At 57.8% G+C, this 13480-nt stretch carries 10 protein-coding genes and 1 tRNA gene; 7 read left to right on the forward strand and 4 right to left on the reverse strand.

Going from position 1 to position 13480, the window contains the following annotated elements; genetic code table 11:
• The first annotated feature begins 134 nt into the window (after positions 1–134).
• The 4 genes from AA309_RS27370 to AA309_RS34730 all read left to right on the forward strand — a co-directional run bounded on the left by AA309_RS27370 (position 135) and on the right by AA309_RS34730 (position 4674).
• A complete protein-coding gene (locus AA309_RS27370) occupies positions 135–689 on the forward strand; it encodes a helix-turn-helix domain-containing protein (protein WP_280136931.1) in 555 nt (184 codons plus the stop codon).
• Positions 690–996: 307 nt separating this feature from the next.
• Positions 997–2199, forward strand: a complete 1203-nt coding sequence (locus AA309_RS27375) for a tyrosine-type recombinase/integrase (RefSeq protein WP_047192193.1) — start codon at positions 997–999, stop codon at positions 2197–2199.
• Positions 2200–3260: 1061 nt separating this feature from the next.
• Positions 3261–3572: a winged helix domain-containing protein gene (locus tag AA309_RS27385; protein ID WP_047192194.1), complete on the forward strand. Its 312-nt coding sequence runs from the start codon at positions 3261–3263 to the stop codon at positions 3570–3572.
• Positions 3573–4329: 757 nt separating this feature from the next.
• Positions 4330–4674, forward strand: coding sequence for a hypothetical protein (locus AA309_RS34730; protein ID WP_150117796.1), 345 nt, complete (start codon positions 4330–4332; stop codon positions 4672–4674).
• Positions 4675–5592: 918 nt separating this feature from the next.
• Here AA309_RS34730 and AA309_RS27400 read toward each other — a convergent pair.
• A complete protein-coding gene (locus AA309_RS27400) occupies positions 5593–5808 on the reverse strand; it encodes a hypothetical protein (protein ID WP_047192196.1) in 216 nt (71 codons plus the stop codon).
• Between the two features lie 534 nt (positions 5809–6342).
• Here AA309_RS27400 and AA309_RS27405 point away from each other — a divergent pair.
• Positions 6343–6702: a hypothetical protein gene (locus AA309_RS27405; protein ID WP_052955040.1), complete on the forward strand. Its 360-nt coding sequence runs from the start codon at positions 6343–6345 to the stop codon at positions 6700–6702.
• 952 nt (positions 6703–7654) lie between these two features.
• On the opposite strand, the gene AA309_RS27415 is transcribed toward AA309_RS27405, so the two are convergent.
• Complete coding sequence (locus tag AA309_RS27415; protein WP_047192198.1) at positions 7655–7924, reverse strand: hypothetical protein; 270 nt, start codon at positions 7922–7924, stop codon at positions 7655–7657.
• 397 nt (positions 7925–8321) lie between these two features.
• On the opposite strand from AA309_RS27415, the gene AA309_RS32600 reads away from it, so the two are divergent.
• A complete protein-coding gene (locus AA309_RS32600; protein ID WP_160310558.1) occupies positions 8322–10097 on the forward strand; it encodes a toll/interleukin-1 receptor domain-containing protein in 1776 nt (591 codons plus the stop codon).
• A gap of 664 nt (positions 10098–10761) precedes the next feature.
• On the opposite strand, the gene AA309_RS27430 is transcribed toward AA309_RS32600, so the two are convergent.
• A complete protein-coding gene (locus AA309_RS27430; protein ID WP_047192200.1) occupies positions 10762–11055 on the reverse strand; it encodes a hypothetical protein in 294 nt (97 codons plus the stop codon).
• Between the two features lie 772 nt (positions 11056–11827).
• Positions 11828–11917 (reverse strand) — tRNA-Ser (locus AA309_RS27435).
• Between the two features lie 407 nt (positions 11918–12324).
• Between AA309_RS27435 and AA309_RS27440 the strand changes: the two genes are divergently transcribed.
• On the forward strand, positions 12325–13347 hold the full coding sequence (locus AA309_RS27440) for a septal ring lytic transglycosylase RlpA family protein (RefSeq protein WP_052955042.1): 1023 nt from the start codon (positions 12325–12327) through the stop codon (positions 13345–13347).
• Positions 13348–13480: the final 133 nt, after the last annotated feature.

Raw genomic sequence — 13480 nt, forward strand, 5'->3', positions numbered from 1 at the left:
GGGGAGCCGTCCACACATGGCACATTCCGGAAGTAGGCTGAATTTCCGCATTAGAGCCGTAATACCGCGTCCTAGACGCTCACCTGCGCCATCTCGCGCGCCAGAGCAAGGATGCGCCGCAGACTCGCCGCCTGCTGGCCCTGGCGGTGATCTACGATGGTGGCACCCGTACCCACGCCGCCGAGGTCGGCGGGGTCAGCGTGCAGACCATGCGCGATTGGGTGTTACGCTTCAATACCCGAGGACTCGATGGGCTCCTGGACGGGAAAGCGCCGGGCCAACCTTCGATCCTAAGCGAGGAGCATCGTCAGCAGTTGAGCGAGATGATTGAGAGCGGTCCAATCCCGGCCGTCCATGGCGTGGTGCGCTGGCGCCTCGCTGACCTGATGCAGTGGCTCTGGGACGAGTACCGGATCCGGATCTCCAAGCAGACGCTCAGCCGTGAGCTGCGCGCCCAGAACTTCCGCAAGCTGTCGGCCCGGCCGCGCCATCATGCCAAGAGCGATCAGGCGGTGGCGGCTTTTAAAAGACTTCCCAACGCGTCTGGAGGAGATCGCGAAGGGCAAGCCGATGGCCGCCCTGTAGAGATCTGGCTGCGCGGCTTGGAACAAGCTGATCGACCAGCCCTGGACTATCATGTCAATCGGCTTGCGCGAGTGGGCGCACCGATGATGATCGGCGGGACTTAGTATAAGCGGACTGTTCCTCTGATGGTTCGTATCAGCGCTCACAGAAACGAAGCCGTACGTCAGTGTTGCGGCCAATATTAGGGCCAACCTTGCTCTTTCGGCGATTTCATTAGGCAAATCAGTTGCTTAGCATAGCATTATGGCGGAGAGTGTGTCCGCCATACTAGTGTCCAACCACATTCTCCAACGTCCAAAAATCCTCAGGAAATTAAGGGATTTGGGCTGGTCTGAATCTATTATAGTCCAGCTTCATCCGCTACAATCCAGCCTCAAAGGTGGGGAAGAAGGTGGGGAAGGATCAGAGCGGATGGCACGGCAGCTGCACACGTTGAGCGCCAGAACGGTGGCGACACTCACAAAGCCGGGGCGACACTCCGATGGCGGAGGGCTCTACCTGAACATCGCTCCGAGCGGAGCCCGCTCCTGGGTGTTCATGTGGAAGGTCGGCGGGAAGCGCCGCGAGATGGGCCTCGGCTCCTTGCGGGACGTGCCGCTCGCCAAAGCCCGCCAGAAGGCAGCAGAGGCTCGCCAGCAGGTGGCGGACGGGCTCGACCCTCTCGCCTCCCGAGACAAGCCAGTGGTGATGACCTTTGGCGAGGCGGCAGATGCTCTCATTGAGAGCATGTCCTTCTCTTGGCGCAACGAGAAGCACCGCGCCCAGTGGAAAATGACCCTGGCCGTCTATTCCGAGCCGCTCCGCTCCAAGCCGATAACCGAGATTGGCACAGAAGATGTCCTGAAGGTCCTGCAACCGCTCTGGACCGCAAAGCCTGAGACGGCTTCGCGCCTGCGGGGGCGTATTGAACGGGTGTTCGACTTTGCCCGTGCGCGGGGCCTGCGCACAGGCGAAAACCCGGCGCGCTGGCGTGGTCATCTGGATGCCATTCTGCCGAAACGCGCAAAGCTCACGCGAGGGCATCACAAAGCCATGCCCTTTGATGAGGTGCCCGTGTTCATAAAGGCCTTGCGAGAGCGTGAGGGCGTTGCTCCCCGCGCTTTGGAGTTCGCAATCCTGACAGCCGCTCGTTCAGGTGAGGTGATGGGGGCACTGTGGGACGAATTCAATCTTGATGCCCGTGTTTGGACGGTGCCCGCCAGTCGGATGAAAGCGGGGAGAGAGCATCGCGTTCCGCTCTCTGCTAGAGCAGTCGAGATCCTGCGGGAGAAGGAGCAGAACCGCCTCAGTGATTTCGTCTTTCCAGGAGTAAAGGCCGGACGGCCTCTCTCTGTCATGGCGCTTGAGATGATGCTGCGCCGCATGAAAACTGATGTGACGGTTCATGGCTTCCGCAGCGCGTTCCGTGACTGGGCAGGCGAGCGAACCCACTTCCCGCATGAGGTGGCAGAGGCCGCTCTGGCGCACCTCGTGGGGGATGCTGTCGAGCGGGCGTACCGACGAGGTGATGCTCTGGAGAAGCGCCGTGAGCTAATGGAGGCTTGGGCAGCCTTCCTTGAGCAGCAGGCCGGAAGCAACGTCGTGTTGCTGAATGCGGGCAGAGCATATCCGTAAAGAGTTACTGTACGCGCAAAAGATTGGGCCAGCATTTGTGGAAGCTCGCGCTTTGAAATCCCGAATCCGATTAGAATCCAAGTGACTGTTTGATGCTCCAGCACAACATCTGTGCATGGCAAAAAAGCAAACCTGAAGCCGAACAGCCTTGTTCATTCGCAGAATGAAATTCGGATTTTGAGAAAAATATCAAAGACTTAATTGGTTTTCCACACTCTTAACACTTGCCCACTATATATAGAGGGAACAAGAACATACAGCACAAGTTCTTGACGTGAGGCTCGCGACGCAGCCAGAGTCGTCGCGTGCAAATCATCTACGTCCAAAGTGATTTGCGCAGCGACGCGGAAAAAGAGAACCGCCCACGATTGGCGTCGTGGACGGTTCTGGTGGGTCAAAACCCGCACTCTGGTGAGAGTGGGTCTAAGCCTACCGGGGGTTCATGGGGTGAGTCAATTTGATTTCACATTTCCTGAACCTCGCCGGTCGCACCAGTGACAACACTCGTGCAATGGAGGCCAACTCTTGGCTTTGCCTGATAAAGACCCTTGGCTCAAGACAGCTACGACAACTTCCAATCTACCCTCGACCGGCTTTGTCCGGCTCCCTGGCATCCTTGCCCCGAACGGGCCTATTCCAGTCAGCAAGTCCACATGGTGGGCAGGCAAAGATGGCCGCTATCCCAAGCCCGTGAAGCTCGGTCCACGCATCACCGCGTGGCGAGTGGAGGACATTCGCGCCCTCATCGCTGAGGCCGCGAACGACCGCTGATTCAGAAGCTATCACCTTCTGAACCCATCCCGTTCATGACCGTGCAAGAAAAAGCCCCGCACAAGTTGGTCTTGCACGGGGCACAAGGAAATCATCCATGAATAGCCTACACAACCGGCGCTCGCGCCGCAACGCGAACCTGTGCCTGCTTCCGCTCTTTGCGTGGGCAGCATCACAACCGATACGCTCCTATCCTCGTGCGGTCAAAAGCCTCTCCGCACGGTTCGGCATGTCTGCTTCTCTAGCTCAGACAATCGCTGAACTCGCTGGCCTCAGCACGGAGGGCGACCATGTCTAATGATGTTGTCGAACTCCACGTGCAGCGGCTCGACACTGGCGAGATGTTGCGTCTGAAAGGGCGTGAAGTATGGACACTCGCCTGTCTGATAGAAGTGCTTGAGCGCGGCGTCATTCCGCTAGAGAGACCCGCCCCACGCTGGTCCGCATACGTGCATTCTCTACGAAAGCGCGGGCTTGTCATCGCTACCGTCGATGAGCACCACGCCGGTCCCTATCCAGGTGCTCACGGGCGCTATGTCCTGCGCACCCCCTTGCGGGTGCTCAAGGCTGTCTCTGCCGGGGAGAAACGTCGTGCAGCCTGATAGCCCCGCATCAGATAGCGCTTGCTGAGTCTGAGAAGCCCAGCAGCCGGGGTTCGCGCTCCGGCTGCACTTCCCTCATTCATATCAAGAAAGGGCGTCCTTGAGCTTCTCAGGGCCGCTGTGAGGCACCTCATGCCCAGACGACACAACCACAAAGGACGAAGCACGACTGAACGCTTCGTGTATCTCCCACATTGGATGTTCCAATCACCTGCTTGGCGCTCGCTCTCGCCGGTAGCTCGCTGCGTCCTCATCGAACTGGCTGTCGTCTACAACGGCGGTAACAACGGCCACCTTGCGCTCTCAGCCCGAGATGCTGCCGAACGTGTACGCTGCTCCAAGAACACAGCGGCTCGTGCTTTCGCAGAGCTGATACAGAAGGGCTTCGTTGACCTGTGCTCGCGAGGTCATTTCGACCGCAAGACACCGCATGCAGCCGAGTACCGACTGACGATTCATCCATGCCACCGAACGGGTGAACGCGCTTCCAAGCGGTTCATGAGCTGTCATCCTGACCAGCCCAAATCTGTAGCCGGTCCCACCAGAGGGACAGCCGGTGTCACTACAAGGACAGTAACAGGCAAGACGAAAGAAAATTGCCGGGAACTGTCCTCCTCATGGGACCGCAAGCGTCATTTGGAGGTCGTCAACGGCCCCACCACAGGTACACATATAATCTACCAGACGGGGTCTGGGGTGGAGGTAACGAGAGACAGCACTGATGTAACTGATGAGCAGCCGGTGAAGAGAGTGCGCCATGCCTCGTGACCGTCAGCGCCTTACCCTTGAGAGCGGCCCTAAGCTGGATCTCGCCAAGCTCATTCCGAGCGGCGCTGGCAAACCGGGCAGCCACATCCAATGCGTGCTCACCTATGGCTCGGGTGAGACCATCACAGCCACTCTAAAACTGTCGGATTGTGGCGGGTTGCTGGAGCTGTTTCACCAAGGACGCCAGCAGTCCTTCTCCCTCGTCTCGCACCCGAAGGCATTTTGGCGGTCTACAATGGTACGCCATCTGCGCCAGAACCGGGCAGCGCGTGCGGGTGCTCTACAGACCGCTGGGGGCTTCGTTCTTCGCCAGCCGGCATGCCTGGGGCCGTAGGGCTGCTTATGCCTCGCAGTTCCTTGATCCTGTAGGACGGGCTTGGCGCACGAAATCAAAGGTCAAAGCGGCACTACTCGGAGATGAAGATCCGGATGAATGGGATCTTCCGCCCAAGCCCAAGGGCATGCGCTGGGCAACCTACGAGCGGTGGGTGGCCCGCTATGATGCGGCTGAAGAGATGCTTGATACGCAACTCGCTATGGCAGCGGCGAGACTGATGAAGCGGTTTTGAAGTTCGTTCAGAGTCAGTCCAACCAAGTCTGAAGCAGCGGCTTACACACGTGTCTAAAGGTCAGTCATCGAGGGTACGCACTGCCCTTGCGCCGGGTAAGTTCATCAGGTGTATGGCGGGGCGTCGCCTAAAATCGGCCTGTATGCCGCCGCGCCCTCGCCCCTATTGCCTCCTGACATTACAGGGCATCTGGGGTGTGAGGGCCGAGCACATGGATGACAATGAGCTATTCCCGCTGGAAGCCGTTCCCCAACGGGTGGGAAGGGCTATCCTGCGGCAATTCGAGGGGCGCTGCCCCAATATTCGAGAGGTCGAGCACATCTCTGATGAACAATGGCTGGCAGCTCCTGGGGTTGGGCCAACCGTTTTGGAGTTCATCCGCCATGTCACTAAGGGTCAACAGCAGCGGACTGACACTCCCTCGTCCGTGGGAATGACGGATGCCGAGTTGCTTGAGCGTCTTGAGTTCATCCAGGATGAGCTAAGGTCCATTTGCCGGTTGCTCAAAGCCAAGCCAGTGCGCCCTGAGCCACCGCAGAGTGTTCCGACGACTTCGCCGCCTCATCCCGGATGTGGCGTGAGGCCAACTGGATAAGTGACCCCAGCCCCGAACAACTGCTGCCTTCCGCCATCAGTGAATCCAAGTTTACTCATCGAGGATTTCGCCGCTTCCACAGCAGCATTTAGGCTGCCGCTCTCGGCCCTCCCACGCTCTGCTCTCCTGTTGCCTCTTTCAGTGCAAGAAGGAGAACACCGATGTCATCGCCCAGCAGATTGATGGCATTACGGGCGTACTCCCGGAAGCGCTCCTTACGGTGCGTGGGTTCGCTGTGCCAAGGATCTGTCCCATGCTCGGCCTCCCAAATGGCCTGAGCCACTAGCTCGATTGTGTAATCCATCTTGGCCTCGATGATGAGAACGGACCCTGTTCAGGTTCTGAGATGTTTAAGGTTTACGGTCTTCAGAGGCGGGCAAGCAGAAGCCTACTGCAATGAAGGAGTTGACTGACGCAACAAGGAGGATTGGCGCACGCTAAAGGGACAAGCCTTCCGTGCATGGACAAGGCTAGAGTGGCTGATTTTCTGAGTTTTGGCTGTACCTGGAGCGACACAGTGCCAAGTACTTCGAAGTGTCGCCATATAGGAATTGAGCGTGACATATGGTCCTACCTGCTTTCGATTGAAGATCCATGGCCATCAAACGCAGGAGGTTGTCCGCTTATTCCTTCACGAAATTTATAAGACTGTTTGGAGAGCGCCGGGATATTGGGGAACCGATTTCAAGTTAGTCGACATGCCCCTGTTGTGCGGGATTGTTCAGGGTTTATGCCAGTTCCACGAGTGGCCCCGATGAGGCTAGTTTCGCTTAACTAGCCAAGAGATTTCGATTCAGAATAGAGGCTCACGTCAGGGACAGGGGTAAGGATGCCTCCCGTGGTCTTTGGCAGCCATCAGGAGAGGGGGCGTTCAAAACTCTGGAGTGCATGCTTCAGGAACGCGTGTGCTCTATCGACCCTTGGAGCCGCGTTCTTTGCCAGCCGGTACGCCTGGGGCCGCAGGGCTGCCTACGCGTCTCAGTTTCTCGACCCCATCGGGCGGGCATGGCGCACCAAGGCGAAGGTGAAGGCAGCGCTGCTCGGAAATGAAGACCCAGATGAGTGGGACCTGCCGCCTAAACCGAAGGGAATGCGCTGGGCGACCTATGAGCGGTGGGTAGCTCGGTATGATGCGGCGGAGGATATGCTCGATGCACAACTCGTCCTAGCTGCGGCGCGGTTGATGAAGCGGATTTAGTGAGAGTCGGTATGGCCGACCTCAGCGAGAGAGGTCGGCCTGCTGTTTTGACGAGGGCCAGGGTATCCATTGCGCTCAACGGGTCTGGATGGTGGCCTGTGGAGTGGCGACTCTACACCCTCTACGCAAACATCCGTTGAATTTGCGTCTCCAACTTGTTGAGCTCTCGCACATAGGGAGCGCGTCTCTCGTGATGACGCTTCCTGAGCGTGGCAATAGCTCTCTGTTTCAGAGGCTCTACAACTGCGCTCTGCTGGACTGTTTCGAGGTCCTTGCTGAACTCGAAATCGATATCAGCCAAGGTCCGCAACAGTGACTGCATTAGGGGCAGGATGTCCGGCGAATAGGTGCCTGCAGCCGGTTGAGACATGGCTGAGACCGGGCTTTTGGGCGTGCTAGAAGGCATCATGTTCCTCCAGGTTCTTGTTGTTCTTGCTGTGTCACCGCGTCCTCGGGGCAGCCATCCCGAATGGCTGCGGTGAGGATCGGTATGAAGGCAGGATTTGATCTTGGTGCGTTGGAGCCTACTGCAGCGTCTCTGGGCGCCGGGTCATAAAGAGCACTGGCCGCTGCCAGAGGAAAAAATGATCCTGCTCCGCAAGGCCCAGCTGCGGATCTTTTTCGAGACGTGCAATTTGCGCCTCGACAGCAGCTTCCGTTTCTTGCTTCTCATTGAAGCACCCCAAACGTGCAGCCCTGCCATTGTCTAGGGAGAATGCTTGGCAGTGTGCTGGCGACGATGCAGCGCCCCCAAAGTCCTTTTATTTTGATTGGACTATGCTGATTCGGGAGTAGTCCGTCTGTCGGGAAGCCAACACAACGGCAACTTTTGTTAACTTATATTAACTTGTCGCAGCCCGTGACTCAGGTGATGAAGCGGCTTTAGCCAAGAGATTTCGATTCAGAAATCAAGATACCAGTTGCGACGGGTCGTAGGTCATAATGTGAGAGGTCACCGACCTATTGCTCGTGCCGAGGTGCTGCCAAGCGACCGTGCGAGGCGGGCTATGATATGGTCATACAGAGCCTTCCTCTGTGTAGGGTATTCAATTTGGACCTCATGGGCTGCGCCGCAGCCCTCAAAAACCTTCCTGTAGACGATGGTTGGCCCCTTAGTTCCAGAAAGAATTAGCCAGTTCTTCCCTTCTGCCTTGTAGGTCAGGCGGTCGAACTCAGCCTCCTTGAGCAACCAGGCTTCGTATGCTTGGAAGCTATCGGTCATGGTGTACGGCCCATAACTGCCGGAGATCCATAGGCTGGCCCCATCGTCAGATTTGAATTTACGACCATCACCGTTCGTTGGTGGGGGGGCTCCACAAGTTTAAACAGATGGAGCGGCACCTCAGCCACGGTCCCAAACCGCTCGTTCGTATAGCGGCTCCAGCCTCCTCCGAGAGATATCCAAGTGTCGTCAGCAGAAGCCTTATAATGACTTGAGGCACCTAAATCATGCTTGCTATTGCAAGGCTTTGCAGTATGGCTTGCCCCCAATCTCAGCCCTTAACCGAGCTCTCGTCTCCTCTTGTGAAGCAATCCTCATCAGCCGCAGCTGAGGACGCAGGCAGTCAAGAGCTAAAACGTGCTAAACTCCGCTCTCCTTGAGAATGGATTCTGCAAGGATGAAGATTGTTCTCTCCTATCGACGGTCAGATACGGCAGGAGTTTCAGGTCGCATCTTCGACAGGCTGCGCGCACAGTTCGGGTCCGACAGCGTGTTCATGGATGTGGACAGCATCCCGTTTGGCGTCGATTTCCGTGGGCACATCCAGAAGGCACTCGAAGGCTGTGATGTCCTCCTCGCCATCATCGGGCCACGCTGGCTCGGCGGAGGAAGAGAGCAGCGGATCAAGGAAGAAACCGACTTCGTTCGCTTTGAGGTCGAGACCGCGCTGCAGCGCGGTATCCCTGTAGTGCCGGTTCTGGTGGATGGTGCCAAGATGCCGAAGCCAAACCAACTCCCGGAGGCGCTTCGGGATCTGACCTTCCGCAACGCCGCCGAAGTGGACAGTGGCCGCGATTTCCACGCTCATGTAGACAGGGTTATTCGATCCCTCGACCGTCTCTTGAAGGAAATGGCCGAGGAGGCGGCTCGCCAGCAAGCGGAACAGGAGAAAGCTCGCCGGAAGGAGCAGGAGCGCTTGGCGCAAGAGGCGGATGCCCGGTGGAAGGAGCAGGAACGGCTGGCCCGCGAGCAGGAAGAGGCGCGCCACCACGAAGGATTGAAACGGCTAGCCTCGGAACAGGAGAAGGATCGCCAGAAGCCGGAGCATATAAGATTAACTTTGATCGCTCTTGTAGTTGTTTCGTCTCTTGTAGTGTTAGCGCTATTGACCAATCGACTTGCTAACCCGCCGCTGGTTCAAGACCAAGCTCGCCAGGAGCAGCTCCGCAAGGATCAAGAGGCGGCTCAGCTAGAGCAGCAGCTGGTTAGGCTGCAACAGCTCCGCCAAGACTGGGAAGTGGACCAGTCAGCAGCCGTTCAGCAGCAGTTCCGCAAGGATCAAGACGCTGCTCGTCAGGAAGCCGCTCGCCAGGAGCAGCTCCGCAAGGATCAAGAGGCGGCAGCCCAAGAAGCCGCTCGCCAAAAGGCGGCTTCTAGCCCGCTGCGCACCTTCACGAGCCATGGGGATTACGTCACCTCGGTTGCGTTCTCGCCCAACGGCCAGCAGGTGCTGTCAGGAAGTTGGGACAGGACACTTAAACTCTGGGATGTTAGCACCGGAAGTCTGCTGCACACCTTCACGGGCCATGGGGCTTTCGTCACCTCGGTTGCGTTCTCGCCCGACGGCCAGCAGGTGCTGTCAGGAAGTCGGGACAGTACGCTCAAACTCTGGGATGTTAGCACCGGAAGTCTGCTGCACACCTTCACGGGCCATGGGGATTTCGTCACCTCGGTTGCGTTCTCGCCGGACGGGCAGCGCGTGCTGTCAGGAAATCAGGACAGGACGCTCGAACTCTGGGACGTTATCACCCGAAGTCTGCTGCGTACCTTCACGGGCCATGATGATTTCGTCACCTCGGTTGCGTTCTCGCCGGACGGGCAGCGCGTGCTGTCAGGAAATCAGGACAGGACACTTAAACTCTGGGATGTTAGCACTAAACTCTGGAACGTTAGCGCCCGAAATCTGCTGCGTACCTTCACGGGCCATGGGGATTACGTCACCTCGGTTGCGTTCTCGCCCAACGGCCAGCAGGTGCTGTCAGGAAGTTGGGACAGGACACTTAAACTCTGGGATGTTAGCACCGGAAGTCTGCTGCGCACCTTCACGGGCCATAGGGATGTCGTCACCTCGGTTGCGTTCTCGCCCGACGGGCAGCGCGTGCTGTCGGGAAGTCAGGACAGGACACTTAAACTCTGGGATGGCAGCAACACAGCTGCCGCAAGTGCGCGTTGAGAGGCCTGCTATTGGTTAGTGGTAAGGTGCTCGCTATTGGGTCTCGGTTAAATCTCTCGCAGCAACACGGCTAGCCGAAGCCGGGGCATCCACCCACGAGATCATGGCCGTCACTGCCAGTATGCTTGGTGCTGGTTCTGCTCCAAGGACGGGCTAAGGCAATGGGATGGCGCACTCCGGGAGATAAGAGGCGCAGAGTAGATTGTAACACATTGGGAAAAGCGGCTTTAACAAAGAGATCTCGATTCAAAAGGCGTATTGGGCAGGTGATACCATTGCCTCGGGTAGCGTCAAATTGAGCGCCTTTGCGCCTTAGCACAAGAGCATCATGATGCTCTTCACGGCGCTTAAATCGCATTTGATGACGGTGTTAGCGGGATTAAGGCACGAGCCGATTTTCGGACCTCCGCAATTGTTGCCAGGAGGAGAGCCCCACCTGCGGCAAACCCAATAGGTTCAGGGAAGATATGAGCGAGCGGATTTTCATTGGGGATTTCACCTACAACGGCATGATGGATTTGATGAGCCATAGCGACCCCCATGCCCAAGACAGCTCCAAGATAGATTGAATGCGTCCTGCTCCAGCGTTTCTTGGAGTCGTGTGCCATGGAACCTGACGACCTCATTTCTCCGGGGCCAAGCGGAGGCTCGGTACCTGCATGCCTTAGTACCGATAGCTCGACCGATAGCCGCCGCGGCACTTGACCTCTTCCTTATACTCGCCGCTCTTTTCCAGCTTCCGCTCGTATTTGCAACGGCCGTCGTCGTATTCCTCCTTGAAGGCGCGACGCTCGCGACGGGGCCGCTCATAGCCATAGCCGTATCCCCGGCCAGGATAGTCGTAGCCGCCGCGCCAGCGGCCCTTGCCGCTCTCGTCCTTGTCCGGGTCAGCAGAGGCGCTGCCCGCCCATCCGACCAGGATCAGGCTCAGCGCGGCAGTCCATCCAAGAACCTTCATGGCACAACTCCTTACGCTCTCATTGGGCGAACGTGGGACCTCGGGGGAAGGTTGCCGTAACCGGGTCAGCCTGAATGAAATCCAAACGGCGGTGCCGTATTTCTAAGTGCGCGCTTGAGAATATCGTACGGGGTCGGATCGGGTGGGCATCTCGGGTCCACATGAGCGGATGTGGACCAAAGAGCATCGTGAGCGCCAGAGCCAGTAGGGAGAGCGTCAGCCGAAAAGGCGCTCTCTTTTTGCGGAGCGTAACGATAGCCGAACAACAGGCGGCAGTTCAAGGCAGGCTGAGAGCCTATTATCCCTCGCTACGTGGGCGGACGAGGGGCTGAGCTGAGTTCACCAGCCAGCGAGGGCGCATGCTGACAACCCAATACCGAGCCGAAGCCTTGGTGCGGAAAAGACCAGTCTCGCACTCGGTCAGCCTGGGAGCCCTGGACCGGTCATAGTGGAAGAGGTCGTCCTCGGCACGATGACGGGCGGTCCCTCTATAGGTGGTGTTCTGCAGGCTCACGAGCGTTCCCCTGTTCTCTGGGCAGAGACAACGGCGGAGCTTCTGCAGAGTTCCGGGCTTGCTGTGCAGATGCGGCTGAGCTGGTGGGAAGCCCCAAAGCATTGCCTGCCACGTAAACGGCGTAGGAACGCGCATGGGGGTTAGCAACGCCCGAGGGTTCGACAGCCAAGCTAGCTGCAAAGGTGGGGAAGAAGGTGGGGAAGGTCTGCGACACCTTCCATATTCCCTCATCATTTTCAACGCCTTACAGGGAAATAATGGCGGAGAGGGTGGGATTCGAACCCACGGTGGGCTTGCACCCACGGCGGTTTTCAAGACCGCTGCCTTAAACCACTCGGCCACCTCTCCAGCAAAGCCAAAGCCCTTTGATACCTGATTGAGCTTGCAGGGTTCTCTAAGGCTGCAAACCCATCCCCGTCAACTTCAACCTGCGGAACTGGTGCGGCTGCATGGAAAATTTCGTACCCACTCGACCACGTTTTTTACAGGCCGGATGGAGGAGGCGCTTCCTTGGACAGAGGAACAAATTCAACTGAACCGTGAGATATGAACAGGGAAAGTGAGATTTCTCGTCTATATGCTTGATAAGCAACCACATTTTTCGAGGTGAAATAACGTTAGCAATTTAGTAGCTTTCCGATTGACAAGCGCGGCTATTTAACTTCCTTTTAAGTGGATAAACGCACTTTGGTTGGCTGTCCGGGGCAGGTTCTGACGTCGCCATGGGTAGTGCGAAAAAGAGGATGCGAAACAATATGCATTGGGATCGCCCTGAAGCGAAAAGCGGTCTGGACGGAAAAAACTCCCTCGACTGCCAAGCTCTCGTCCGGATTGCAGGTGTTGCGGCTATCGCCCTGACTGTTGCGAATTGCTCCTCTAAAGTGGGCGGAATCGACCCTAAGTACGGTGTTGCTCCAAGCCCAAAGGTTATCGCCGATGGCCAGCCTGTTCCCAAGGGCGGCGGCCGCAACATGGTCGGCCAGCCATATACGATTGCAGGTCGTACCTACGTTCCGTCCGAAACGCCTCGCCCCACCGAGGGGCTCGCGTCCTGGTACGGCTCCAATTTCCATGGTCGCATGACCGCTAACGGCGAGATCTTCGATCGTGACTCGATCGCTGCGGCCCATACAACCATGCCGCTTCCGAGCTATGCTCGCGTCACCAATCTCCACAACGGTCACTCCATGATCGTCCGTGTCAACGACCGCGGACCTTTCCATGGCAACCGTGTCATCGACGTGTCCGAGCGTGCGGCTGCCGCCCTGGGTTTCAGGAACCAGGGGACGGCGAAGGTCCGCGTTGAATACATGGGTCGCGCTTCCACGAACGGCAGCGATGATCGCATCCTGCTCGCAAGCCTTCGCACCGATGGTCAGCCCGCAAACCTCACCAATGCGGCTCCGACGATGATCGCTCAGGCGACTCCGCGTCCTGCGAATGCGACACGCCAAGCTATCGGCATCAACTCCTATGAGCCTGAGGATGAAATCGAGGCTGCACCGGTTGCCGGGCCGTCCGCTCAGCAAGTTGCCTCTTCCGCAGCACCGATCCGGAGCAATGTTCCGCTTCCGCCTGAGCGCCCGTTTGACCTCGGCACGATTCCCGGTGCCGCTACTCCTGGGATGACCCTGAGCTCCGCGGCTCCGAATGTGATCCCACCGTCGCGCCCTGTTGTGGCCGGGTTATACTATGCTTCGCCCGATAGCACTCAGACAGGCTTCCAGAAGGGGAACCGGTTCAACACCCTGGATCAGTCGAAGTTCGTGGTTCGCTGAGGTCGGTGGAGCAGGCTCAAGGCTGCCTCCTCATTCCATCAGTGTGATCGCACACACGTTATCCTGGAATAACGTTGATTTGACGTTGACGCGCTACAGATTCTGGCTCTCCTAGGCCGTGTGGACGGATTGG

Source organism: Microvirga vignae (assembly GCF_001017175.1).
Lineage (GTDB): Bacteria > Pseudomonadota > Alphaproteobacteria > Rhizobiales > Beijerinckiaceae > Microvirga > Microvirga vignae.

Coding starts and splice junctions, on each gene's coding strand:
- AA309_RS27375 (WP_047192193.1), top strand. CDS start 997: ATGGCACGGCAGCTGCACACGTTGAGCGCCAGAACGGTGGCGACACTC.
- AA309_RS27385 (WP_047192194.1), top strand. CDS start 3,261: ATGTCTAATGATGTTGTCGAACTCCACGTGCAGCGGCTCGACACTGGC.
- AA309_RS34730 (WP_150117796.1), top strand. CDS start 4,330: ATGCCTCGTGACCGTCAGCGCCTTACCCTTGAGAGCGGCCCTAAGCTG.
- AA309_RS27400 (WP_047192196.1), bottom strand. CDS start 5,808: ATGGATTACACAATCGAGCTAGTGGCTCAGGCCATTTGGGAGGCCGAG.
- AA309_RS27415 (WP_047192198.1), bottom strand. CDS start 7,924: ATGACCGATAGCTTCCAAGCATACGAAGCCTGGTTGCTCAAGGAGGCT.
- AA309_RS32600 (WP_160310558.1), top strand. CDS start 8,322: ATGAAGATTGTTCTCTCCTATCGACGGTCAGATACGGCAGGAGTTTCA.
- AA309_RS27430 (WP_047192200.1), bottom strand. CDS start 11,055: ATGAAGGTTCTTGGATGGACTGCCGCGCTGAGCCTGATCCTGGTCGGA.
- AA309_RS27440 (WP_052955042.1), top strand. CDS start 12,325: ATGCATTGGGATCGCCCTGAAGCGAAAAGCGGTCTGGACGGAAAAAAC.